21 protein-coding genes and 1 pseudogene are annotated in these 23,243 nt (G+C 71.2%); 10 read left to right on the top strand and 12 right to left on the bottom strand.

Annotated features, from left to right (window positions below):
- Positions 1-164 precede the first annotated feature (164 nt).
- The gene (locus ACZ7GZ_RS10265; protein WP_471022608.1) at positions 165-536 is read right to left on the bottom strand and encodes a hypothetical protein; all 372 of its coding nucleotides are present in this window, start codon (positions 534-536) and stop codon (positions 165-167) included.
- A 697-nt stretch (positions 537-1,233) separates the two neighbouring features.
- Here ACZ7GZ_RS10265 and ACZ7GZ_RS10260 point away from each other — a divergent pair.
- Positions 1,234-1,596 (top strand): helix-turn-helix domain-containing protein, encoded by a 363-nt coding sequence (locus tag ACZ7GZ_RS10260; protein ID WP_471022605.1) that lies wholly within the window; start codon positions 1,234-1,236, stop codon positions 1,594-1,596.
- Here the strand turns inward: ACZ7GZ_RS10260 and ACZ7GZ_RS10255 are convergent.
- From ACZ7GZ_RS10255 to ACZ7GZ_RS10245, 3 genes and pseudogenes are all read right to left on the bottom strand, one after another.
- Positions 1,578-1,652: pseudogene (locus ACZ7GZ_RS10255) on the bottom strand (MerR family DNA-binding transcriptional regulator); the annotation flags it as partial. The gene ACZ7GZ_RS10260 and the pseudogene ACZ7GZ_RS10255 overlap by 19 nt on opposite strands.
- 255 nt (positions 1,653-1,907) lie before the next feature.
- On the bottom strand, positions 1,908-3,275 hold the full coding sequence (locus ACZ7GZ_RS10250) for a cryptochrome/photolyase family protein (protein ID WP_471022604.1): 1,368 nt from the start codon (positions 3,273-3,275) through the stop codon (positions 1,908-1,910).
- Positions 3,276-3,290: 15 nt separating this feature from the next.
- On the bottom strand, positions 3,291-4,802 hold the full coding sequence (locus ACZ7GZ_RS10245) for an SDR family oxidoreductase (RefSeq protein ID WP_471022603.1): 1,512 nt from the start codon (positions 4,800-4,802) through the stop codon (positions 3,291-3,293).
- Between the two features lie 326 nt (positions 4,803-5,128).
- Here ACZ7GZ_RS10245 and ACZ7GZ_RS10240 point away from each other — a divergent pair, with 326 nt between their 5' ends.
- The 3 genes from ACZ7GZ_RS10240 (at position 5,129) to ACZ7GZ_RS10230 (ending at position 8,714) form a co-directional block, all read left to right on the top strand.
- Complete coding sequence (locus ACZ7GZ_RS10240; protein ID WP_471022602.1) at positions 5,129-5,569, top strand: hypothetical protein; 441 nt, start codon at positions 5,129-5,131, stop codon at positions 5,567-5,569.
- Between the two features lie 257 nt (positions 5,570-5,826).
- The gene (locus ACZ7GZ_RS10235; RefSeq protein WP_471022600.1) at positions 5,827-6,771 is read left to right on the top strand and encodes a DUF389 domain-containing protein; all 945 of its coding nucleotides are present in this window, start codon (positions 5,827-5,829) and stop codon (positions 6,769-6,771) included.
- A gap of 104 nt (positions 6,772-6,875) precedes the next feature.
- The gene (locus ACZ7GZ_RS10230) at positions 6,876-8,714 is read left to right on the top strand and encodes a glycoside hydrolase family 15 protein (protein WP_471022598.1); all 1,839 of its coding nucleotides are present in this window, start codon (positions 6,876-6,878) and stop codon (positions 8,712-8,714) included.
- Positions 8,715-8,737: 23 nt separating this feature from the next.
- Here ACZ7GZ_RS10230 and ACZ7GZ_RS10225 read toward each other — a convergent pair whose 3' ends face one another.
- From ACZ7GZ_RS10225 to ACZ7GZ_RS10205, 5 genes are all read right to left on the bottom strand, one after another.
- Positions 8,738-9,802: a cytochrome d ubiquinol oxidase subunit II gene (locus ACZ7GZ_RS10225; protein ID WP_471022596.1), complete on the bottom strand. Its 1,065-nt coding sequence runs from the start codon at positions 9,800-9,802 to the stop codon at positions 8,738-8,740.
- Positions 9,799-11,241, bottom strand: coding sequence for a cytochrome ubiquinol oxidase subunit I (locus ACZ7GZ_RS10220; protein WP_471022594.1), 1,443 nt, complete (start codon positions 11,239-11,241; stop codon positions 9,799-9,801). Before ACZ7GZ_RS10220 ends, ACZ7GZ_RS10225 begins: the two co-directional genes overlap by 4 nt.
- A gap of 36 nt (positions 11,242-11,277) precedes the next feature.
- Positions 11,278-12,117, bottom strand: coding sequence for an SDR family oxidoreductase (locus ACZ7GZ_RS10215; protein WP_471022592.1), 840 nt, complete (start codon positions 12,115-12,117; stop codon positions 11,278-11,280).
- Between the two features lie 165 nt (positions 12,118-12,282).
- Positions 12,283-13,863, bottom strand: coding sequence for a GMC oxidoreductase (locus tag ACZ7GZ_RS10210; protein WP_471022591.1), 1,581 nt, complete (start codon positions 13,861-13,863; stop codon positions 12,283-12,285).
- A 111-nt stretch (positions 13,864-13,974) separates the two neighbouring features.
- The gene (locus ACZ7GZ_RS10205) at positions 13,975-14,940 is read right to left on the bottom strand and encodes a cyclase family protein (RefSeq protein ID WP_471022590.1); all 966 of its coding nucleotides are present in this window, start codon (positions 14,938-14,940) and stop codon (positions 13,975-13,977) included.
- Between the two features lie 384 nt (positions 14,941-15,324).
- Here ACZ7GZ_RS10205 and ACZ7GZ_RS10200 point away from each other — a divergent pair, with 384 nt between their 5' ends.
- The 4 genes from ACZ7GZ_RS10200 to ACZ7GZ_RS10185 all read left to right on the top strand — a co-directional run bounded on the left by ACZ7GZ_RS10200 (position 15,325) and on the right by ACZ7GZ_RS10185 (position 18,755).
- Complete coding sequence (locus ACZ7GZ_RS10200) at positions 15,325-15,552, top strand: ferredoxin (RefSeq protein WP_471022589.1); 228 nt, start codon at positions 15,325-15,327, stop codon at positions 15,550-15,552.
- Complete coding sequence (locus ACZ7GZ_RS10195) at positions 15,549-16,943, top strand: NAD(P)/FAD-dependent oxidoreductase (protein ID WP_471022587.1); 1,395 nt, start codon at positions 15,549-15,551, stop codon at positions 16,941-16,943. The genes ACZ7GZ_RS10200 and ACZ7GZ_RS10195 overlap by 4 nt, the downstream gene beginning before the upstream one ends.
- 19 nt (positions 16,944-16,962) lie before the next feature.
- On the top strand, positions 16,963-18,183 hold the full coding sequence (locus ACZ7GZ_RS10190) for a cytochrome P450 (protein WP_471022586.1): 1,221 nt from the start codon (positions 16,963-16,965) through the stop codon (positions 18,181-18,183).
- Between the two features lie 161 nt (positions 18,184-18,344).
- Positions 18,345-18,755 (top strand): hypothetical protein, encoded by a 411-nt coding sequence (locus ACZ7GZ_RS10185; protein ID WP_471022585.1) that lies wholly within the window; start codon positions 18,345-18,347, stop codon positions 18,753-18,755.
- Positions 18,756-18,880: 125 nt separating this feature from the next.
- Here the strand turns inward: ACZ7GZ_RS10185 and ACZ7GZ_RS10180 are convergent, their stop codons facing one another.
- Positions 18,881-19,414 (bottom strand): MarR family winged helix-turn-helix transcriptional regulator, encoded by a 534-nt coding sequence (locus ACZ7GZ_RS10180; protein ID WP_471022583.1) that lies wholly within the window; start codon positions 19,412-19,414, stop codon positions 18,881-18,883.
- A 204-nt stretch (positions 19,415-19,618) separates the two neighbouring features.
- On the opposite strand from ACZ7GZ_RS10180, the gene ACZ7GZ_RS10175 reads away from it, so the two are divergent.
- Positions 19,619-20,689: an alkene reductase gene (locus tag ACZ7GZ_RS10175; RefSeq protein ID WP_471022581.1), complete on the top strand. Its 1,071-nt coding sequence runs from the start codon at positions 19,619-19,621 to the stop codon at positions 20,687-20,689.
- A gap of 87 nt (positions 20,690-20,776) precedes the next feature.
- Complete coding sequence (locus ACZ7GZ_RS10170; RefSeq protein WP_471022578.1) at positions 20,777-21,691, top strand: NADP-dependent oxidoreductase; 915 nt, start codon at positions 20,777-20,779, stop codon at positions 21,689-21,691.
- Between the two features lie 270 nt (positions 21,692-21,961).
- On the opposite strand, the gene ACZ7GZ_RS10165 is transcribed toward ACZ7GZ_RS10170, so the two are convergent.
- A complete protein-coding gene (locus ACZ7GZ_RS10165) occupies positions 21,962-22,180 on the bottom strand; it encodes a hypothetical protein (RefSeq protein ID WP_471022575.1) in 219 nt (72 codons plus the stop codon).
- Positions 22,181-22,351: 171 nt separating this feature from the next.
- Positions 22,352-23,173, bottom strand: coding sequence for a TrmB family transcriptional regulator (locus ACZ7GZ_RS10160; protein WP_471022574.1), 822 nt, complete (start codon positions 23,171-23,173; stop codon positions 22,352-22,354).
- Positions 23,174-23,243 lie beyond the last annotated feature (70 nt).

The raw sequence follows: 23,243 nt of genomic DNA, 5'->3' as shown, positions 1-23,243 counted from the left end.
ACACCAGCGCCGCCCCCCCCCCGCCCCCCCCCCCCCGCCCCCCCCCCCCCCCCCCCCCCCCCCCCCCCCCCCCCCCCCCCCCCCCCCCCCCCCCCCCCCCCCCACCGCTGTGTTCTCGTCCGCTCGGAGACTCCTGGCCGAGCAGGCGGGGCGGGGGCAGCCTCTCACCGGTCGAAGTAGCTGAAATCACCCACGGTCCATGCGCTGACGTCCTTGATCGCGACCCGGTACATGCCGCCCGTCTCTGGGATACCCAGACTGCCCTGCAGGATCCGGGCGAGATGGAAGTGCAGATGCGTGGGCTCGTCGCGACTGGGCCGGTCCGCTGGCGGGCCACCGGCGAAGACGTGGGAGAACGGGCCGAGGCGGTCCGAGTCCTTCAGGACGTCCGCCACCCGCTCCCTCCACACGGCCTCCGGAGCCAGTCGGCCGGTGATGACGGCGCCACCCACGACCACGGTCAGCGACATCTGATTGCTTCGCTCGGATTCCACCGCGGCGGAGAGAGCAACGAGCAACTCATCAGGGTTCGACACGAGAGCAGATCCTATTCAGCTACCCGTCTCGGCGCCGCCCCGCGGGGGTGAAGCAGCTTCGCGGACGGCGGGACGCGGCTCCTGACCAGGCGGCGAGGGGAGCCGACCGGCGTGGCGCCGCGCACGACGTCTCAGGAGGCCATCGTCGCAGGTGGCAGGGTTTCTTCTCTGCTACAGGGGTGAAATCTCCTCTTGCCAGAGTAGACATTCTTTCCCGACCTAGCTACGCTTCATCTCGTAGACACGGTCGAACGAGACCCGGCAGAAACGAACTGGCGGGTAGCTGTTACACGAAGTTCGCAGGTCAGTGCGGCTCTCGAGCCTCGAAGCCAAGGTGTTCCCAGAACGGCGACGGAGCTGGGAGCCGCACTGGGCGGCTCGCACGTCGAGGAGCCGCCACAGCAGTACCGCAGTGCCGATTCACCCAGTGGTTGGTTCAGAGAGAAACGGAGGAGCAGACGCCATCAGGATCGCCCGGTCCGAGACGCACTCGGCCCGGGTACCGCAAGACCCCGGAATGGATGGTGGTCCCCGGTCAAGCAGCTGCGATCCCCCCGCACCCCCCTCTGCTGGGCCGGGTAGCGGAAACAGAAGGTCGGCACAGCAGTAGGGCGCCGACAGATGGTGTTCAATTTCCTTCGGGGCCCTGGTGCCGTACGGCACCAGGGCCCCTCGACGCGTTGCACAGCGAGGTGACATGACAACGGACAACCCTCTTAGTGATCGTCTGGACGACGACGACTACCCCGCATACACGATGGGCCGGGCAGCCGAGATGCTCGGCACCACTCCGGGCTTCCTCCGAGCCATCGGCGAGGCTCGCCTGATCACTCCGCTCCGCTCGGAGGGAGGACATCGCCGGTACTCCCGCTACCAGCTGCGGATCGCCGCTCGCGCCCGCGAGCTCGTCGACAGGGGCACCCCGATCGAGGCCGCCTGCCGCATCGTCATCCTCGAGGACCAGCTCGAGGAAGCTCAGCGCATCAACGCCGAGTACCGACGTGCCGCGAGCGAGGCGGCCGGCAGTTCCGGTTCCGGCTCCAGGACGGTCTCCTCGTAGTGCCGGATGGTGCGCAGCGACAGCTCGGTCCGTGCGGCGACCTCGCCGATCTGCATGACGTTCGCCCTCACGAAGCTCCGTTCGAGGCCCTCTCAGGCCCTTTCAGGCCCTCTCAGGCCCTCTCGGGCCGGAACACCGCCAGGAGCACCGCCAGCAGCACCGAGGCGCTCGCGCGACGATGCATCCGGCGTTTCATGACGGCGTGCCCCAGCCCTGCCCATGAGAGCGGACAACAGCGCTCGGTAACGGTGCGATCCCGCACTCGCGAGGGCCTCCGATCAGCGCGTACGCCTTCCGGTGTCACTCGGCTTTCACTCGGCGCCCCGCCGCTCCCTGAACCGGGCGGCGGCCACGGCGAGATCCACGATCGGGGCGGGGTAGTCCAGTCCCGCACGGGTGGCCGCGTCGAGGTGGGGGACGCGGTGGACCGCCGTGGCGTCGAGGTGGCGGAGCTCGGGGAGCCAGCGGCGTACGTACTCCCCGCCGGGGTCGTACCGGCGTGCCTGGAGGAGTGGGTTGAGGAGGCGGTTCGGGCGGGTGTCCGTGCCCGTCCCGGCGACCCATTGCCAGTTGAGCTGGTTGTTCGCGAGATCGCCATCGACGAGGAGATCCAGGAAGTGGCGGGCTCCCACCCGCCAGTCCACGTACAGCGTCTTGGTGAGAAAGCTTGCCGCGAGCAGGCGGGCCCGGCCCGGCATCCAGCCCTCGTGGCGGAGCTGTCGCAGGGCGGCGTCGACGACGGGGTAGCCCGTGCGGCCGTCCCGCCAGGCTTCGATCTCCTGCGTGGCGTGGCGCCAGCGGTCGTGCCGGGGGCGGTAGTCGTGGTCGGCCGCGTCGGGGCGGGCCGCCAGGACTTGGTGGTGGAACTCCCGCCAGGCGAGCTGGCGGACGAAGGCGTGCGCCCCGGGGTTGTCCTGCGCGCGGGCCTGATGCAGCAATTCGGTAGGTGAGAGGCAGCCGAAGTGCAGGTAGGGGGAGAGCCGGGAGGTCGCGTCGGCGGCCAGGTCGTCGTGCTGGTCGGCGTATACGGACAGCGGGCCGGACAACCATGACCGCAGCCTCCGGCGGGCCTCGGATTCACCGCCGGCGGGCAGGCCCTGCGACGTGAGGCCCGGCGCGAGTGACTCCGGGTGTGGCACATCGGCCGAGCGTACGTCCGGTACCCGTACGGCGTCCGGTGCCGGCAGGACGCCCCGCACGGAGAAGCTCTCCCATCGGCGGAAGTACGGCGTGAAGACCGCGAAGTGGTCCTTGCCCGCGGGCGACAGCGCCCCCGGTGGTACAGCCGTCAACGAGGCGTCATGGACGCGTAGTTCGCGTCGGTCGCCGGCCAGCTCCGCGCGCAGCCGGTCCTCGCGCCGTACCGCGTAGCGGCTCACCCCGCCCGCGATGTGCACTGCGACGGCCCCGGTCTCCGCCGCCACCCGGCAGGTCTCCTCGACCACGTCGCCGACGCGCACCACCAGTCGGCCGCCCCGATCCCGCAGGGCCGCGTCGAGGTCGGCCAGGCTGTCGGCGAGGAACGCCGCGCGGTTGGGGCCGGGGAAGCCGGTGCGGCGGATGCCGGTATCGACGACGAAGAGCGGGACCACGCGTTCCGCGTCCTGCAGAGCGGCCCGGAGGACCGGGTTGTCGTGCACCCGTAGGTCGGCGGTGAACAGGGCGACCGAGACGCGCAAGGTTCCTTGTGTCCCTCAGTGAGTACGGGCCGGTTCATGGGCGACCGATTCGGCCGCGGCGGCGATGTTGCGGGCCATGCCGCCGAAGACCGCGGCGTGGAAGGGGACCACACCCCACCAGTAGGCGTGCCCGGCCAGGCCGTGCGGATGGAACAGGGCCCGCTGCCGGTACACCGTGCGCCCCTGTGGATCCCGGTCGACGGCCATCTCCAGCCAGGCCAGGCCCGGCAGCCGCATCTCCGCGCGCAGCCGGAGCAGTCGGCCCGGCTCGACCTCCTCCACTCGCCAGAAGTCCAGGCTGTCGCCGACCCGCAGCCGGGTCGCGTCCCGGCGGCCCCGGCGCAGGCCGACACCGCCCACCAGGGTGTCCAGCCAGCCCCGCAGGGACCAGGCCAGCGGCGAGGAGTACCAGCCGTTCTCGCCGCCGATCGCCTCCACCACCCGCCACAGCGCCTGCGGCGACGCCGCGACCGTGCGCTCGCGGTGATCCGTGTAGAGGCTCCCGCCCGCCCAGTCGGGGTCGGTGGGCAGCGGGTCGCTGGGGGCGCGGGGAGTCGAGGCCGAGGACCACCTGGTGGCAACGTCCGCGTCCTGCACGCGCCTCAGGGCCAGCCGGATCGCCCGGTCGAGGGTGACCGGCCCCTCCGGCGGGTCCGGCACGTAACGGACGATGTCCCGCTCGGCGCAGACCACCTCGTGCTTCAGCGACTCGACCAGCGGGCGCGCGAGAGCGCCCGGCACCGGGGTGACCAGACCGACCCACAGGCTGGACAGCCGGGGGGTGAGCAGCGGAACGGGGACGATGACGCGTTTCGGCAGCCCGGCGGCGACGGCGTACCGCCGCATCATCTCCTCGTACGTGACGATGTCCGGTCCGCCGATGTCGAAGGCGCGGTTCACCTCGTACGGCAGCCTCGCGCACCCCACGAGGAAGCGGAGCACGTCGCGGACGGCGATCGGCTGGATACGGGTGCGCACCCAGCTCGGGGTCACCATCACGGGCAGCCGCTCGGTCAGATGTCGCAGCATCTCGAAGGAGGCCGAACCCGACCCGATGATCACGGCTGCCCGCAGTACGGCGGTCGGTACGCCCGAGGCCAGGAGGATGCGGCCCACTTCGGCGCGGGACCGCAGATGGGGTGACAGTGCGTGCTCGGGTACGCCGGAAGGGCTCAGCCCGCCGAGGTAGACGATCCGACGGATTCCGGCGGCACGCGCCTGCTCACCGAAGATCCTGGCCGCGCGCCGGTCGGTCTCCTCGAAACTCCGACCGGTGCCCAGCGCGTGCACCAGGTAGTACGCGACGTCCATGCCCTCCATGGCCGCACGCACGGACTCCTCGTCCGTCACGTCCCCGCGCACGGCCTCCGCCCGCCCAACCCACGGATGGTCCCGCAGCTTGCCGGGCGAGCGGGCCAGGCAGCGTACGGAATGCCCGGCGGCCAGCAACTCCGCCGCCAGCCTGCCGCCCAGGTAACCGGTGGCGCCGGTGACCAGACAGCGCAGCGGCCGGTCGTCGTCGGTCATGCCGATCGCACCCGTGCCTGTCGACTGCGCCTTGTCCGGCGACGGCCGGCGGACCGGAGCACAGAAGACGTCATGGCTCTCATGTCCTCCCAGGACGTGCCCTTCCGACCAGCTCTGTCGCTGTTCTCCTGAGCCCATGCTTGGGCCCGGGGACGAGCACCGCAACCTCGCCGGTCCGGCCGGAGGGTGGTGACAGCACGGTCGGCGCAGGGTGATGGGCTCTCAGGGTGTCAAGGCGACTCCCGGACATATAAGGTGCTCAACCTGCCCGCCCTTGATCAAGAGTGAGCAGTCAAGTACAGGACCTGACAAGGGAGTTGTACCTTATGACCCGCAAGAGAAGAACCGCCGCTTCGTTCGCGGCCGTGTCGATGCTCGCTCTGGCAGCGACGACGCTCGGGACCGGCACCGCGAGCGCGGCTCCGACCTTCACCTTCAAGTGCGTCCACCTCACGTCGCCCAGCGAGTGGGAAACCGTCGCCTACAACCAGGACGGCCACTACGTCGGCCTGGCGCTGTTCGACCAGGACCCCTACGGCGGCAACCCGGGTGACGCTCTGTACGCGACGGACGCGGAATCCGATGGGTTCTGGGTGGAGGCACACCTGAGCACGGGCCGCGTCGCGAGCACGAAGGGGCACACCGCGGGGTACACCGCCGGACCCGTCACCGGGGACCTGCCGGAGGACCACACGTACTACCTGTCCATCGAGATGCACAATGCCGACTGGATCTACAGCTCACAGGGCTGCACGGCCAAGTCCTGACGACTCGCACCACGCCGTTGCGCCCGGCGAGCAGCTTCCCGGGCTGAGAGCACGAGTCCGGTTCTCGTCACCCGCTCCGCCGTGCACCCCCAGGTCGTCGGCCTGGGGGTTGTTGCCGTTCCTGGAGGGGGCCGCCAGGGCTGCTCCATTCCCCGTACGCCACGCCGGATCCGCTGCACGCCGACGGCACCGGGCGTCACCATCGACATCGACGGCTCGTCCGTGACCACGTCGGTTCCCGCCCGCAGGAGGCCCGGATGGATCTGATCCATTTCCGTATGGTCGTGCCGACCGCACTCACCGAGGCGGCCGTCGGACTGCTCGCCTCACACGATCGCGTTCTCAACCTCGTGGTCGTGCGGGAGGCCCACCTTCCGGGCGGCGATGCGGTGGAGTGCGACGTGCTGAAGGCCGCCGCGAACGGCGTGCTCGGCGACCTGCGCGAGCTGGGGGTCGACCGTACGGGGTCGATCGCCGTCGCCGACGCCGGCATGATGTTCTCGCAGCACGCCGAGCGCATCGAGGCGGACGTGCCCGGCGCGCTCGTCCACGTGCCGCTGTGGGCCGCGGTCGAGGCCCGCATCCGCGCAGGGGGGACCTATCCGCCGTCCTTCTACCTGTTCCTGGTGGTCGCCGGTCTCATCGGCTCGGTCGGCATCATGACGAACTCGCAGATCCTCATCGTGGCGGCCATGGTGGTCGGCCCCGAGTACAACGCGATCACCAGCATCGCGCTCGGTCTGGACCGCCGCAGCCGTCGCAGGGTCCGGGAGGGGATGCGGGCGCTGACGGCCGGGTTCGCGCTGGCCATCGTGGTCGCTCTGGGCTTCGCCGCGCTGGTGCGCAGCGCCGGCCTGCAGTCAACGGCCTTCGAACTGGGGCTACGGCCCGTGTCCCACCTGATCGACACGCCGGACTTCCTCTCGGTCGCCGTCGCCGTCCTGGCCGGCGTCGTCGGCATCGTCTCGCTCGCCGAGGCACGCGGCACCGCCCTGCTCGGGGTGTTCATCTCCGTGACCACCATTCCCGCCGCCTCGGACATCGCCGTCTCGCTCGCCTTCGCCGACTGGCACGAGGCATGGGGTTCGCTGGTCCAGTTGCTGCTCAACGTGGCGGTACTCGTGGTCGTCGGGGTCCTCACCCTGCGGGTGCAACGGCGCCTGTGGCACTGGGCGGCGCGCCGTGCCGGAGCACAGGGCTAGGGGCCGCCCCCAGGGCCTCCCCCGACGAGCCGGAACAGGGGCTCCGGCCTACGCTGATCGAGGGGGTGCGTTCGGGTGAATCGCACACCGGAAGGGGCGCCCCGATGGACGACTACCCACGGATCGAGAATCACGGGCTGATCGGCGATCTGCAGACCGCGGCGCTGGTGACCACCGAGGGGATGGTCGACTGGTTCTGCTCCCCGCGGTTCGACTCGCCGAGTGTGTTCGGGGCCCTTCTGGACAAGGAGAACGGCGGGCACTGCACGGTCCGGCCGGCGCACCCGACCCATTCGACCAAGCAGCTGTACCTGCCCGACACCGCGATCCTGGTGACCCGGTTCATGACCGAGGCGGGCGCCGGTGAGGTGATCGACTTCATGCCCGTGACCGGTACGACGGCCACGCCCCGCCACCGGCTGGTCCGCCTGGTCCGCTGTGTGCGCGGCAGCATGACGTTCGATGTGGAGATCGCCCCCCGGTTCGACTACGGGCGTAGCAAGCACCAGTTGCACATCACCCCGCACGGAGCGGTCTTCGCCGCGGAGGACGGCACGGAACTCACCGTGCACCCCGTCCGGGAGCCGGACGACGAGCGGCTCACGGACGTTCTCACCGGCCGGGGCGCCGACCTGCAGATCTCGCTGACCCTGGAGGCCGGCCAGCAGCGCGGGCTGATCCTGGAGGTGGGAGCCGAGGGACCGCCCAGGGAGATCCGCCGTGCCGAACACGAACGGCTCTTCGACGAGACGGCGGTGTTCTGGCGCTCCTGGCTGGCGCAGTCGCGCTACACCGGGCGCTGGCGGGAGGTGGTGGAGCGTTCCGCGATCACACTGAAGCTCATGACCTTCGCCCCCAGCGGCGCCGTGGTGGCCGCCCCTACGGCGGCCCTCCCGGAGCAACTGGGCGGTGAGCGCAACTGGGACTACCGCTTCACCTGGATCCGGGACGCCTCCTTCTCCGTGTACGCCCTGCTGGGACTGGGCTTCACGGAGGAGGCCAGGGCGTTCATCATCTGGCTGGGCGACCGGGTCAAGGAGCGGGCCGGCAGCGCCGGGAACACGGGCCCGCTCAACATCATGTACAAGGTCGACGGCTCCTCCGACCTGAACGAGCTGATCCTCGACCACTGGGAGGGCTATGCGGGTTCCGCCCCGGTCCGGATCGGCAACGGCGCCGCCACCCAGCTCCAACTGGACATCTACGGGGAGGCGCTGGACAGCATCTACTTCGCGCACCGGCACGGCTTCGAGGTCGGGTACGGGGGATGGACCTCGCTGCGGACGGACCTGGAGTGGCTGGCCGACCACTGGGACCAGGCGGAGGAGGGTATCTGGGAGACCCGCGGCGGTCGCCAGGACTTCACGTACGGCCGGGTGATGTCATGGGTGGCGTTCGACCGTGCTCTGCGGCTCGCCGAGGCGAAGGGGTGGCCGTCCGCGGCCGACCGCTGGAAGGCCGAGCGGGACGCCGTCTACGAGCAGGTCATGGCCAAGGGGTGGAGCGACGACCGGCGGGCCTTCGTCCAGCACTTCGGCAGTGAAGTCCTCGACTCCTCGCTGCTGCGCATGGCGACGGTCGGGTTCCTCACCCCCGGGGACCCGATGTGGGCGGCGACCCTGGACGCCATGGAGCGGGAACTGGTCAGCGACAGCCTGGTCTACCGGTACAACCCCGACGCCTCGCCCGACGGCCTGCGCGGCTCGGAGGGCACCTTCTCCCTGTGCACGTTCATGTACGTCGACGCCCTGGCGCGCGCGGGACGGACGGACCGGGCGAGGCTGGTGTTCGAGAAGATGATGGGGTACGCCAACCACCTGGGCCTGTACTCGGAGGAGATCGACCCGACGGGCCGACAACTCGGCAACTTCCCCCAGGCGTTCACGCATCTCGCCCTCATCGACTCGGCCATCACTCTGAACGGCGCTCTCGACCGGCGATAGTCCGTGGTACGCCCGCCATGAGGTCAGCCCTCGCCGTCGGCGCCGCCGCGCCGTAGGTCGGCCCGTACGCCGGCCCGCAGGTCGGCGTCGGTGAGGCCCTCCAGCTCGCCGTGGGTGTCCAGCCAGTACAGCAGGGCGACCGCGGGGATGACGAGCACGACGGCGACGAGGGTGACGAACGCCAGCCAGCGCAGTGTGGTGTGCGCGCCCGCGCCCTCGGAGACGGTCAGCGAGGTCGGGACGAGGTAGGGGCGCTGCGCCATACCCCAGGCGATGACGGCCGAGGCGACCACGCCGACCGCCGTGACCCGGGACCAGGCCCCCGAGGGGCGGATCAGCAGCCCTGCGGTGGCGAGCGTGGCCAGCACCGCCACGACGACGAAGGCGAGACCGACGCCATGGGTGAGGCCGTGCCACACATGGGGCGCGTCGCCGTGGGTGACGAACAGGGTGACGACGGCGAGTACGGCGAGGGCGGCGAGGGCGCCCAGGGCCCGTCGGCGGAAGTAGCGGTCCAGGTCCGGTTCGGCGAAGCGCCGGGCGTCCGCGGCCAGGAAGACGGCGCCGAGCGTCGCCGTGGCCGCGACGGCCAGCAGGCCGAACAGCAGGGACGTGGGGTTGGCCCAGACGTCCGTGGACGCCGTCGTCGTGGCGGTCACCCGGCCCGAGGCCACTCCCCCGGCCGCGGCACCGAGGAAGAACGGCGTCAGCAGCGAGGAGACGGCGAAGAGTGCCCCGTACAGGCGCCGGCCGGCCAGCCGCCGGACGGGCTTGCGCAGGGCGAAGCCGGCGCCGCGCAGCACGATGCCCACGGCGGCCAGCGCCAGGGGCAGCCACATGGTGGTGAAAACCTGCTGGAAGAGGACGGGGAACCCCGTCCACATGATGACCAGCACGAAGATCAGCCAGACGTTGTTGACCTCCCAGACGGGCTCCATCGCGTGGTCGATCAGCCACCGCGGGCGCTTGCCGCGCTCGGCGCCGCCCGCGGTCAGGTCCCAGAAGCCGGCTCCGTAGTCGGTGCCGCCGCCGCAGGCGTAGGCGGCGATCGCGAGCAGCAGGACGACGGCGACGACCCCCGCGATCACAGCCGGCTCCCGGCGGAGCGCGGCCCGTACGGCGTGTCCGTCTCCGGTGTGTCGGGCTCCGGTGCCTCCTCCGGCGACCGCGGTTCACCGGTCTCGTCGGCGAGCCGCCAGCGTGAGCGCATCTTGAGCAGCACCGCGAGGAACGATCCGAACACGAAGACGTACACGACGACGACCAGGGCGAACATGATCCACAGGCTGGTCGAGCGGGTCGCCGTCACCGCCTCGGCGACCCGCATGTTCTGGTAGACGATCCAGGGCTGACGGCCCACTTCGGTGGTGATCCAGCCGCATTCGACGGCGACGACGGAGGCCGCACCCGCGCACGCCGCGCCGCGGAAGAACCACGGGGAGGCGGGCAGTCGGCGGCGCCACAGCCACAGGACGCCGTACCAGAGCGCGAGCAGCAGGAGCAGGGAGCCGATCCCGACCATGGTGTCGAAGGCCCAGTGGGCGATGGTGGCCTGGGTGGCCGTCGGCCGGTCGCTCGCGGGGACCGAGGTGAGCCCGGTGACCTGGGTGTCCGGGCGGAAGCCGGCCAGGATGGAGTCGAGCTGCGGGATCCTGATGCCACCGGAGATGGTGCCGTTCGGGTGCAGCCGGCCGAACAGGTACTCCGGTACATGGGTGTCGGTCTTCCAGACGATCTCCATGGCGCCGAACTTCACCGGCTGCTTGTGGAAGACCTGCCGGGCGATGGAGTCGCCGAGCACGAACTGCACGGGCGTGCACACCGCGGCGAGCGTGAAGGGGATCGTGAAGCCGAGCCGGTGGTAGCGGTCCCGGCGGCCACGCAGCCGTCCGACGGCGTAGACGCCGGCCACGACGTAGCCCGCCGTCACGAACATGGCGAAGACGAAGTGCCAGTACTCCGGGCCGAACATGGGGGTGAAGACGGCCTTCCAGACGTTCACGTCGACCGGGTTGCCGGCGGAGTCGAGGGTGAAGCCGCGCGGGGTGTTCATCCACGAGTTGGCGGCCAGGACGCCGAAGGCGCCGAGCAGGGCCACGAGCGGCAGGGGCAGTCCGAGCAGGAAGTGGGTCCGGGCGGGAAGCCTTCGCCAGCCGTAGAGGTAGACGGCGATGAGGACGGCCTCCAGGAAGAACGCCCACGCCTCGACCCCGAAGCCGATGCCGAAGACATCGCCCCACCGCCCCATCATGCCCGGCCACAGCAGTCCGAACTCGAAGGACAGCACCGTGCCGGTGACCACGCCGATCGCGAACTGCACCGCCATGACGGCCGACCACCGCCGTGCCAGCAGCAGTGCGGTGGCATCGGCACGGCGCAGGCCGTAGCCGTGCATGACGAGCGTGATCAGCGGCAGCGCCACGCCCAGGGGCACCAGGATGATGTGGGAGGCCAGGGTGAAGGCCATCATCGATCTGGCCGGCAGCGTCTGCGCCGGTGCGTGGGCCAGCAGCAGGACCGTGTGCATGTGTCGTCTCTCCGGGGCCGGCGCGGGTGGGACGGGTCAGCCGCCGGTGGCGAATCCCGGGAAGAGCGTCATCCCGCCGTCGACGTACAGGGTGGTGCCGACGACGTAGTCCATGAGGTCGGAGGCGAGGCCGACGGCCGCGTAACCGATGTCCTCGGGGTCGCCGATGCGGTCGTAGGGGATCAGTCGCAGCAGGTCCTCCCGGGCCTGGGGCGTCTCCCAGGCGTCGCGGTTGATGGGGGTCTTGATGGCCCCGGGGGCGATCGCGTTCACGCGGATCTTCTTCGGGGCGAGCTCCTGGGCCAGCGTCTGCATCATCATCTGTACCCCGCCCTTGGAGGACGCGTAGTTGACGTGCCCGGCCCACGGGATGATCTGGTGCACCGAGCTCATGCAGATGATCTTCCCCGCCGCGCGCGACACCTCCGGGACCACTCCGCGGCGCAGGAACTCCTTCGTCGCCTCCCGGGCGCACAGGAACTGCCCGGTGAGATTGACGTCCAGGACCTTCTGCCACTGGGCCAGGGACATCTCGGTGAACGGGGCGTCCCGCTGGAGCCCCGCGTTGGCGACCAGGATGTCGATCGTGCCGAACTCCCGCACCATCCGGTCCATCATGGCGACGACCTGCTGCTCGTCGGAGACGTCCGCCTCGTAGGCGGCCGCCCGGACCCCGAAGCCGGTGATCTCCCCGACCACCTTCTCGGCTTCTTCGGCGCCGGCCACGTAGTTGACGGCGACATCGGCTCCCGCCCGGCCCAGGGCGACGGCCGTCGCCCTGCCGATTCCGGAGTTCGCGCCGGTCACAAGCGCCTTCTGCCCGCGCAGCAGGCGGGCGGGGATCACGCCCTGGGATGTCCCCTCGGTGGAACTCACGATGTCCTGCTCCTCCACTGCGTGCCCGCTTCCGCCGGGCCCGTCGCCCGGCGGTCCGGGCCTCAGACAAGCACCGGGGAGGGACGGCGGCACGCGGTGGCGGACCGCGTTGCGCTGCCCGGCGGAGGAACTTCGCCCGGTCGGGGTCCGGGCGCCGCCGCAGGCTCAGCTCAGCCGCTCCAGCAGGTGGTCGCCGACGCGGAGGGCGTTCGCGATGGCCGTCAGGGACGGATTGACCGCGCCGATGCTCGGGAAGAAGCTGGTGTCGACGACATAGAGGTTGTCCAGGTCGTGGGCCTTGCAGTTGACGTCCAGGGCCGAGGTCGCCGGGTCACTGCCGAAACGCACCGTGCCGGCCTGGTGGGCGGTGGCACCGATCGGCATCCCCTTGTGCAGGTAGATGCTGTGGGACAGCAGACGGTGCTCGTGCATGCCGAGATGGCCGAGCATGTGCTGGAGTCTGTGCCGCAGGCGCTTCAGACCGGCGATGTTGTTGCCCTCGTCGAGGGTGAGCCGGATACGGCCGCCGTCCTCCAGGGTCACCCGGTTGTCCGGCTGCGGCAGGTCCTCGCCGCACAGCCAGAAGTCGACGGCGTGATGAGCCAGGACCTCGAACGGCATGTCCGGCGTGACCGCTCCGGCCCAGCGCGGGGCCTCGCCGTGGATCTGCTCGGCGTCCGACTTGCCGAGCATCTGGATCCCGCCGAGCGGGTACTCCCAGTCGTCCGCGCCCAGGTACCAGTCGTGCAGGGCCAGGGTCTTCTGGAACTGGGTGTCGTTGGGTTCCTTCGAAACGGCCATCAGCGCCAGGTTGTTGTGGCGCATGTAGTGCCGGCCGACCACGTCCGAGCTGTTCGCCAGACCACGCGGGTGCCGGTCGTTGGCCGAAGCCAGCAGCAGCGCCGCGGAGTTGACGGCCCCGCAGGCGACGACCACGACGTCGGCCGAGAACCGGGCCTCCCGCTCGCCCGGGAGCTGGGCGACGACGGTGGTGACGCTGCGTCCGGCGGCATCCGTCTCCAGCCGGGTCACCCGGGCATTGGTGACCATCTCCACGTTCGGATGCCGCAGCGCCGGCTCCACACAGATCACCTGGGCGTCGGACTTGGCACGGACCAGACAGGGGAAGCCGTCCACCCGGTTGCAGCGGATGCAGACACTGGAGTGGGTGGCCCGGCCGTCCTCGCCCTGGGTGAGGTTGACCCCGATCGGCAGGTGGAAGGGGTGCAGCCCCTGCTTCTCCAGGTCATGGCTCAACTGCGCGATCCGCGGCTCGTGTTCGACCGGAGGGTACGCGTACTGGGCGCTGCACGGCCCTTCCGAGGGATCCTCACCGTGCCGGCCGTGCACCAGGTAGAGGTGCTCCGCCTGGGTGTAGTACGGCTCCAGGTCGTCGTAACCGAGGGGCCAGGCGGGGGAGATGCCGTCGTGGTGGCGGAGTTCGCCGAAGTCCTCGGGGCGCAGCCGGAACAGTGCCGCGCCGTAGAACTTGGTGTTTCCGCCGACGTAGTAGTTCACCTCGGGCGGGAACTCGTTGCCGAGCCGGTCCAGCCAGAACTCCGGGGCCCGGTACTTGGCCTTGACGAACACGGCCGTGGAGTCCCAGTTGTCGCGTTCGCGCGGTAGGTAGTCGCCGCGTTCGAGGATGAGCACCCGTTTGCCGGACGGGGCGAGGCGGTGGGCCAGCGTGCCGCCGCCGGCACCGGTACCGATGACGATGACGTCATAGGGGGGCAGGGCGTCCATGGCAACCACCGTCCTTGTTCGCCTGGTCCGCGGCCGGTGCGGGTCTCCCTCCTTCGAACGTACGCGCCGTACGGGCGTGCGGCACCCGGAGCGGGGCCCGCTGCGGCACGGTCACAGCACGGCGATCGGGTTCACCGGGGAGCCGGTCGCCGCCGGGAGCCGCAGCGGGGCGATGACGCACAGGAAGTGCCAGCGCTCCTGCTGCTCGCACACCGGTACCAGCTCCTCGAAGTCCAGGTAGTCCAGCAGATGCAGCCCCATGGCGTTGACGGCCAGCACGTGGACGGGAAACGCGACCTCGGCGACCGCGCTCGGCGCGGCGTCGCTGTTGCCGTCCGATCCCAGGACCGACACGCCTCGCTCGGCCGGGAAGTCCATCGCCGTCGGATGCAGGCCCGCCCGGGTCCGCGTCACGTCCCAGGGCCCGAGGCTCCGGCGCCGCAGCCGGTGCCCGACCCGCACGAACAGCAGGTCGCCCGGTCCGACCGTGGTCTGCTGGGCGGTCTCGGCCGCGACGAGGTCCTCGGCGGTCACCTGGTCGCCGGGCTCCAGCCACCGCACCCCACGCAGGCGCGGGATGTCCAGGAGGACACCGCGGCCGACGATTCCGTCCCGCACCAGGTCGAGGCTGAGCGCTGCGGCGCCGTCCGGTGTCACGGTGCTCGACGGGACGCCGCCGTACAGCTCGCCGTCGAAGATCACATGGCACAGCGCGTCGAGGTGACTGTCGACGTCACCGTGCACGTTCATGGCGAACCGGTCGCGGGCGAACGCGAGTCCGGGCGCGGCGGTCTCCCGGTGCGTGGGAGCCGTCATCCGATGGGACGCGGGCTCCGGACTGTCCGGAGCGGACCGGGTCTCGACGGTCGCGGCCAGCGACACGGTACGCCCGCACCGGACCCCGGCGGCGGCCGTCACGACCCGCTCCGGCGTCAGCCGGTCCAGCGCGCCACGCTGCTCGTGCCCGCCGTCGAGGGCCTGGTCCCGCAGTCGGCGGTACAGGTCACGGAAGGCCGCTTCGGAGAGGGTCCGCGGTGCCGCGGGATGCGAGGGCGGGGGCTGCTGGTGCGAGGTCATCCAGAACTCCGGGTCGGGTCGACTCCTGCCGACACCGAACCACCCGAACGCCCGGGACACACGCGGGGCGTCGGCGGATTGCGCCGATCGGCGGCACCCGGCCCGGCTCCGGCACCGGGCGCGAGGACGCCCGCCCCGGGGTGCGGGTGGTGTGCGCGCGGACTAGGCTTCTGCACACAAGGTCAGGCTCTCTGGGCGCCCTTGCGGACACCGATCGCCTCAGATGATCAGTTCTTTCTCCGGAGACCCGACGAGCGCGGTGCGTCCCCTCGCGACAGGCAGGGTGGGCAGCGGCCGAATCACTCTCTCGCCATCTCGTGTCTTGCGCGCCGGAGCAGCGCCGGCTTCAAGGGTCCACAGCTCGCACTCCCCGTGGAGGTCGGGATGAGAGTTGTCGTGGATCTTTCGCGATGTGAAGGGTACGCACAGTGCGCGTTCCTGGCTCCGGACGCCTTCCGGATGCACGGAGAGGAAGCGCTGATGTACGACCCGGGCCCGGACGACGCCCAGCGCGACCGGGTGCTGCGCGCCGCGGCGGCCTGCCCGGTCCAGGCGATTCTGGTCGACCTGCTGGAGGGACGGGACGCGGCCGTGGAGGCGTCACCGTCATGACCAGCGCCGAGAACCTGAGAGCCTTCAAGCGCGACGGCCGCATCGTGGTCGTCGGGGCGTCACTGGCCGGCCTGCGGGCCGCGGAGGCATTGCGCGACGAGGGTTTCACCGGATCGCTGACCATGATCGGGGACGAGCTGGGCGAGCCCTACGACCGTCCCCCCTTGTCCAAGCAGGTTCTGACGGGGTGGGTGTCCGCCGGTGGCACCACCCTGCCGCGCCGTCGTGACATCGACGCGGAGTGGCTGCTGGGCGTGCCCGCCGGCGGGCTGGACCTGGCGACCAACCACGTGCGGCTGGCCGACGGACGCGAGGTGCCCTTCGACCGGGTGCTGATCTCCACCGGGGTACGGGCCAGGCCCTGGTTCGTGGAGAGCGAGGCGGCCCTGGACGGGGTCTTCGTCGTACGCACCCGCGAGCACGCCGAGGGCCTGCAGCGGGCCCTCGCCGCCGGGCCGTCCCGTGTGCTGGTCATCGGCGCGGGATTCACCGGCTCCGAGATCGCCTCCATCTGCCGCGAGCGGGACATCCCGGTGACCGTCGCCGAACTCGCGCCGGCCCCGCTGGTCGGGGCGCTCGGCGCCATGATCGGCGAGGTGGCGTCGGACATGCAGCGCGCCCACGGGGTCGACCTGCGCTGCGGTGTCAAGGTCACCCGGCTGGAGGGCGACGCACAGGGGCACTTCCGCCGCGCTCACTTCGACGACGGCAGCACCATCGACGCCGACGTGGCGGTGGTCGCGCTCGGGGGCATCCGCAACACCGAGTGGCTGCAGGGCTCCGGACTGGCGGCGGGTGTCTGGGGCATCGCCTGCGACACGGGCTGCCGCGCCATGGACCTCAACGGCATGGTCACCGACGACGTCTTCGTCGCCGGGGACGTGGCGCGCTGCCCGAACCCGGTCTACGAGTACCGGCTCATCTCACTGGAGCACTGGGCCAACGCCGTGGAGCAGGCCGAGGTCGCGGCCCACAACATGGTCAACGGCCAGGCGGACCGCTGGCCCCACCTGTCCATCCCGCTGTTCTGGTCGATCCAGTTCGGCGTCAACATCAAGTCCGTCGGCGTGCCGACCTTCGCCGACGAGGTGGTCGTCACCCAGGGGTCGGTGTCCGACCGCCGCTTCGTCGCCGCGTACGGCTACCGAGGCCGGGTCACCGCCGCGGTGAGCTTCAACAACGCGAAGTGGCTCGACCACTACCGGCGTCTCATCGAGACGGCCGCACCCTTCCCGCCGCCCTGCCCCACGCCCGACCAGCCCGCCGACAGGAAACCGGTGCCCGTCGACTTCCCCGGCCCCACCCTGCTCGCCCAGGGCGCCACCGTGGTCGTCACCGGACACGACCCGGGTGAGCGACGCGTCACGGCCGCGTACCAGCACCACCGGTAGGAGGGAAAGGGGAAGTGAGATGACCACGACCGAGACGCCCGACACGCTGCGCCGGATCCTCGACTACTCCTCCCGGGCCGACCCGTACCCGCTGTACGCCGAGCTGCGCAGGACGCCGGTGGCCCGGCAGGAGGACGGCAGTTACGTCATCAGCACGTACCGCGAGCTCACGGACATCCTGCACAATCCGCACCTGAGCTCCGACATCCGCAATCTGGCGCGTCCGATGCCCTCGGCCGAGGGATCGGCCACGCCGGCGTTCCTCAACATGGACCCGCCCGAGCACGACCGCCTACGGCGTATGGCGATGCGCCACTTCGGCCCCCCGCACACCCCGGGGCTGGTGACCGGCCTGGAACCCGCCCTGACCAGCACCGTCAGCGGCCTGATCGACGACTTCGCGGGCAAGGAGCAGATCGACGTCGTCGACGACTTCGCCTACCCGTTCCCGGTCAGCGTGATCTGCCACCTCCTCGGCGTGCCACGCGAGGACGAACCGAGGTTCCGCATCTGGGTGAACGACCTCATCAACTCGATCGACTACGACCCCAAGACCGATCCGAAGGAGAAGCTGGACAAGGGGGCGCAGGCCCGCAAGGACCTGCGCGAGTACCTCGGCGGACTGCTGGAACAACGCCACCGCGATCCGGGCGACGACCTGTTGTCACGGCTGGCCCACGACGACGGGCCGGACGGCCGGATGACCGACGAGGAGATCGTCAGCACCGCCAACCTGCTGCTGGTCGCCGGCCACGAGACCACCGTCAACCTCATCGCCAACGGCATGCTGACGCTGCTGCGCCACCCGCCGGTGCTGCAACGGCTGCGCGACGAACCGGATCTGACCGTGCCGCTGGTCGAGGAACTGCTGCGCTACGAGCCGCCCGTGCAGATCATTCCCTGGCGGGCGGCGTACAGCGACATCACCGTCGCCGACACGGTCGTCCCCAAGGGCTCGCAGATCATGCTGATGCTGGCCTCGGGCAGCCGCGATCCGGACCGCTTCCACGATCCCGACCGCTTCGACCCGGACCGGCGCGACAACCAGCACCTCGGCTTCGGCAGCGGCATCCACCTGTGCTTCGGCGGCCCGCTGGCCCGGCGGGAAGCCCAGATCGCGCTGAGCGAGCTGGCACGCCGCCTCGACCGGCCCACACTGGTCACCGACCCGCCGCCGTACCGGCGCAGTCCCGTTCTGCGCGGGCCGATCCATCTCCTCATCAAGCAGAACGGCGGTTAGGCGCGACGGGCGGTTTGGGGCCGCGCCTGCTCCCCACGACGGTAGACCGGCCCCCGGCCCGCCGCCGCGATCACCAGGCCGCGCGGGGAGTACCGGTCGACGCCGCCATCGGCCTCGCCGGTCCAACCACTCCTCGGCCGGGCGACTGACACCATCGACGGATGCGGGCCTCCGCCGAAATACCGGGCGGGCGCCCCGAGTTGGCCGCCGCCCGGGCCGGGCAGCCGGGCGCGGCCCGTACGTACGCAGAGGTGACGCCGCCGAGCACCGACCCCGACGCGGGCAACAACACCGCGGCGATCGTCGTCCACGCCCCGGGCCACACCCCGGGCACCGGTGACACGGGTGACGGCGCTGGGGGTACGGCGGGTTCCGGCGGCAGGTCCGAGGGCAACGGCACGGGTGCCGGCACCGGCACCGGTTCCGCCGCGGTGACGGGTGGCACCGGGCACGGGGCCATGGCCGACACCGGCGCGAGCCCCGTGGTGCCGCCGGCGACCGTGGCGTCGGCACTGGCCGTACTCCTCGGCGGGGCACTGTTCTTCGGCTTCCGCCGCCGCAGGCAGGGCTGAGCCGGGGCCGGCCGGCGGAAGACCTGCGCGGCACCCGGCGGGCCGCCGCGCGGACCCGGCATGCGCTTGCCGTGCCAGTGGGTTGAACCGCGGGCGGGGCGCAACCGTTGAGTGCCGCGGGTGTTCTAGCGCTCCAGGCCCGCGCCCGCCGGATCGGCGGCGGCCTGTACGAGGTTCTGCTCCAGGCGTTCCAGAGTGCGCAGGGCCGCGGCACGCTCGTCGTCCGAGAGACCCCCCGTCGAGATGTCCTCGAGTTGGCTCCAGACCCGTTCGACCTCGCGGCGCAGGGCATGGCTGGCAACCGTGGGTTCGATGAGTGAGGCGCGCCTGTCGGTGGGCGAGGGGCGGCGGCGGACAAAGCCGGCCTGCTCCAGCCGCCGGACGGTGCGCGTCATGGTGGCGGCGTCGGAATCCAGCAGCCGCACCAGGTCGGCCTGCCGCTGGGGGCCGAGTTCCCACAGGTGCATCATGACCAGCTCCTGGCCCGGGTGCAGACCGATACGGCGCAGCAGCTGTCCCGCGAACATGCGGTGCAGGCGGGCCAGGCGGAAGATCGCGTGACTGACCGGCCCGCCGCTTGCCGCGCCCGGCACGGGGACCGAGGCCGCCTGTCCCGCCTCCAGAGGACCCTGCTGGGCCCCGGGTCCGGGCTGCGTCATCTCTTTCCCTCACTTTCCTGTCCGGTCAAGTTAATCCTACCTGGCTGCCATCGCCGCGCGCCGGTCCATCGCCCGCGCAGATGCGGCAACAAGGTGGGCCGTGTGACCGCCTTCACATCCAGCCGGGGAAGAGAATCGCCGGATTTACCTGTTCGGACAGGTGATTTACTTGTTCGGACAGGCATTCGCTGTGAGGGAGAGACCATGACCACCGCATTCGATCCGATCGACCTGGGCGGCAGGCACCTGGCCAGCCGCGTCGTGATGGCGCCGATGACCCGCAGCCGGGCCTACGGACCCGGCGCGGAACCGACGGAGCTGATGGCGACGTACTACGCGCAGCGCGCCGGCGCCGGGCTGATCGTCACGGAGGGCATCCAGCCGTCGGCGGTCGGCCAGGGCTACCCCGACACCCCCGGCCTGCACACGCCCGGGCAGGTGCGGGCATGGCGGACGGTGACCGACGCCGTGCACCGCGAGGGCGGAGTGATCTTCGCTCAGCTGATGCACACCGGCCGGATCGGTCACCCGAGCCTGCTGCCCGACGGTCTGGTGCCGGTGGGGCCGTCGGCGGTGGCAGCCAAGGGCCAGGTCTACACCCACGAGGGTCCCAGGGACTTCGTGACGCCGAAGGAGCTGAGCGAGGCGGAGATCCGGCAGACGATCGCCGACTTCGCCGACGCGGCCCGCAACGCCGTCGAGGCCGGGTTCGACGGCGTGGAGATCCACGGAGCCAACGGCTACCTGATCCACCAGTTCCTCGCCCCCGGCTCCAACCACCGCACCGACGCCTGGGGCGGTAGCACCGAGGGCCGGATCCGCTTCGCCGTCGAGGTCGCGACGGCCGTGGCCCAGGCGATCGGCAGCCACCGGACGGGCCTGCGGATCTCGCCCGGAAACCCGTACAACGACATGGCCGAGGACAACCCGGGCGAGGTCTACTCCGCCCTGCTGGACGCCATCGCCGGCCTGGACCTGGCCTACCTGCACCTGATGGAAGGCCCGGACCGCGATCTGACGGCGTCACTGCGCAAGGCCTGGCCCGGCACCTTCGTCCTCAACCCGTTCACCTACCCCGACGCCACCGGCCCCGACGCGCTGAAGCTGGTCGAGGACGGCAGCGCGGACATGGTGTCCTACGGGGCGCTGTTCCTGGCCAACCCCGACCTGCCGCGCCGTCTCGCCGCCGGCGGTCCGTTCAACACTCCCGACCCGGCCGCCTTCTACGGCGGCGACCACCGCGGCTACACCGACTACCCGACCCTCACCGCCTGAGCGGCGAGGCCGCCGAGACCGCCGCACAGTGAGTCACAGAGGCGTGCGGCGGTTCTCGTCCTCACCCGTTTCCCCCTGGGAGTTCCCATGTCCAAAGCGATCACCTTCTCCGAGTACGGCACGCCCGAAGTACTGCGGCTGTCCGAGGTCGCCACGCCGGAGCCCGGCCCGGGCCAGGTCCGGATCCGAGTGCGAGCCGCCTCCGTGAACCCTCTCGACATCAAGATCCGGTCCGGCCTGATGGCCCGCACCGTCCCCGCCCGCTTCCCCGTGATCCCCGGCCTGGACGCGGCCGGTGTCGTCGACGCCGTCGGCGAGGGAGCCGACGCGGCCGAGGGCGACGAGGTCCTCGGTGCCGCCGTCGGCGGCAGCTACAGCGAGTACGCCCTGCTCGACCAGCCGGTGGCCAAGCCCGAGGCCCTGTCGTGGGAGGTCGCCGCCTCGCTGGTCACGGTCGGCCGGACCGCATCGCGTGTCCTCGGGCAGCTGGGCGTGCAGGCAGGTCAGACCCTGCTCGTCCACGGCGCCGGCGGCAGTGTCGGTTCCCTCGCGGTACAGCTGGCCGTCGCCCGTGGCATCACCGTCGTCGGAACGGTCGGCGAGCACGACATCGAGCGTGTTTCCGCCCTCGCTGCCGCCGCGGTCCGCTACGGCGAGGGCTGGGTGGAGCGGGTGAGGGCCGCGGCGCCGCGGGGCGTCGACTTCGTCTTCGACGCCTCCGGCGCGGGCGTGCTCGCCGACTCGGTCGCCCTGACCGGTGACAGCGCACGCGTCATCACCATCGCCGACATGTCCGCCGCGCAGCACGGTGTGCGCTTCAGCGCCGGCGGTGCCGACGGCGCCGACCAGGCCGGGGAGTCCCTGCCGGAGCTCGTGCGGCTGGCCGCCGCCGGCAGGCTCACGGTGCCGGTCTGGCGCACTTACCCCCTGGCGGAAGCGGCGCGGGCCCACACCGACCTGGAGGCCCACCGCAACCGCGGCAAGGCCGTCCTGCTGCCCTGACCCCTCTGCGCCACCGGCCCGCCGGACTCGGTCGCGCAGAAGGGTCGAGGAGGGGGTGCCTGGAGGACTCGCGCCAGGCCGGCGGCCACGCGTACAGCGGTGCCGGCTCGACGAGCGGGACTTCCCGGACGCCACGCAAAGGCCCCGGACCGGTCGCGGTCCGGGGCCTTCGGCATCCACTTCTCACATGAAGACAGGCCACTGGGGGCCGGGTGGGCGGCGGGCCTGTGGCCCGGCGCCGAGATCCAAGTCGGTGAGCTGGGTGACCGGCTAACACTCGGTGAACTGCGCGCCTGGATTGCCCTCGCCGTTCAGCAAGTTGCCGCCTAGGCCGTTGAGGATGCCCACCTCACCCAGGATGTCGACGCACCCGCCGCGATGCATGACCGCGCCTTGGGCGGGGGCGGCGGCGGTGGCGGTGCCGGTGGCTATGAAGCTCACGCTAGCGACAACCGCGGCCGCGACAGCGGCCTTGGAGAGCTTGCGCATGTGTCCTCCTCGGGTCGTGTGGAGCGCGCCGACATAAAGATCCACTTCGCGCTCATTTCGGAGGCTAATCCGACATTCGCCCCAGCGCTCATCGACGGAGCCATCCGGGGCCCCGAGGATCACCCGGTCGCGACGGCTCCCTGCACGGTCTACACCCCGTCAGACCCCTTCTCACGGCGCCGGTCTGGTCTCCGGCCCGGGCGCGGCGTCCTTCCACACGGTGTGGAAGGCCAGCCGCAGGCAGGCCGCCAGGGCGGGGTGCTCGATGAAGAGGGTGGTGGTGGAGCCCGCGCCGGCCACCGGGTCGGGCATGTCGCACAGCACCAGGGAGGCGTCGGCGATGACGAGTTTCAGCGGCAGTTCGGGGGCGAAGCGGGCCTCCTCGCCCGCGGCGGCGAAGCGCCGTACGTGTTCCACCGTCTCGGGGTCGTCCAGGGCGTCGTCGAGGTAGATCGCGCGGACGGTGCCGCCCGCCCGGTGCAGCCGGCGGACCACCTCCATGCCCTCCGTGTTCTCGGCCGGGGCGACGAACGGCGGCTTGCAGAAGGTGAGAAGTTCGTGTCGCGCCTGCCGCTGGATGTCGGCGAAGCGTTCGGAGATCGCCTTCGGGTCGCGCAGGATCTCGATGTAGTCCAGCGGGTCGGTGTGGTCGCGGCCCTGGAACCAGAGGGGCTGCAGGATGCCGGCCAGGCCCTGCGAGACCCGCTCCAGCCGGTCGACCGACTCCCGTTGCACCGCCATCAGCCGGGCGAGGCCCAGCTCCGGCGTGACGGCGGAGTACGTGGCCACTCGCCCGGGATGGGTGGTGGCCAGCTGCCGCCGCACGAGTGCGTCCAGCACGTCGTAGACACGCTGGCGCGGCACGTCGGCCTCCCGGGCCACCTCGGCGGCCGTGTAGGAACCACGCCTGATGAGCGTCAGGTAGACCCGTGCCTCGTACCGGGCCAGGCCCAGCGACATCAGGTCGTTGATGGTTCCGTCTTCAAGCTCCATGGCTGCACAAGGTACCTCTGGTGCCGACGAGTTGAGGCCAAGGTTTTACCAACTGGCCCTGTTCTCTTCG

The sequence above is a fragment of the Streptomyces sp. NPDC037288 genome (assembly GCF_055603265.1).
This window is presented reverse-complemented; position numbering and strand designations above follow the sequence as displayed.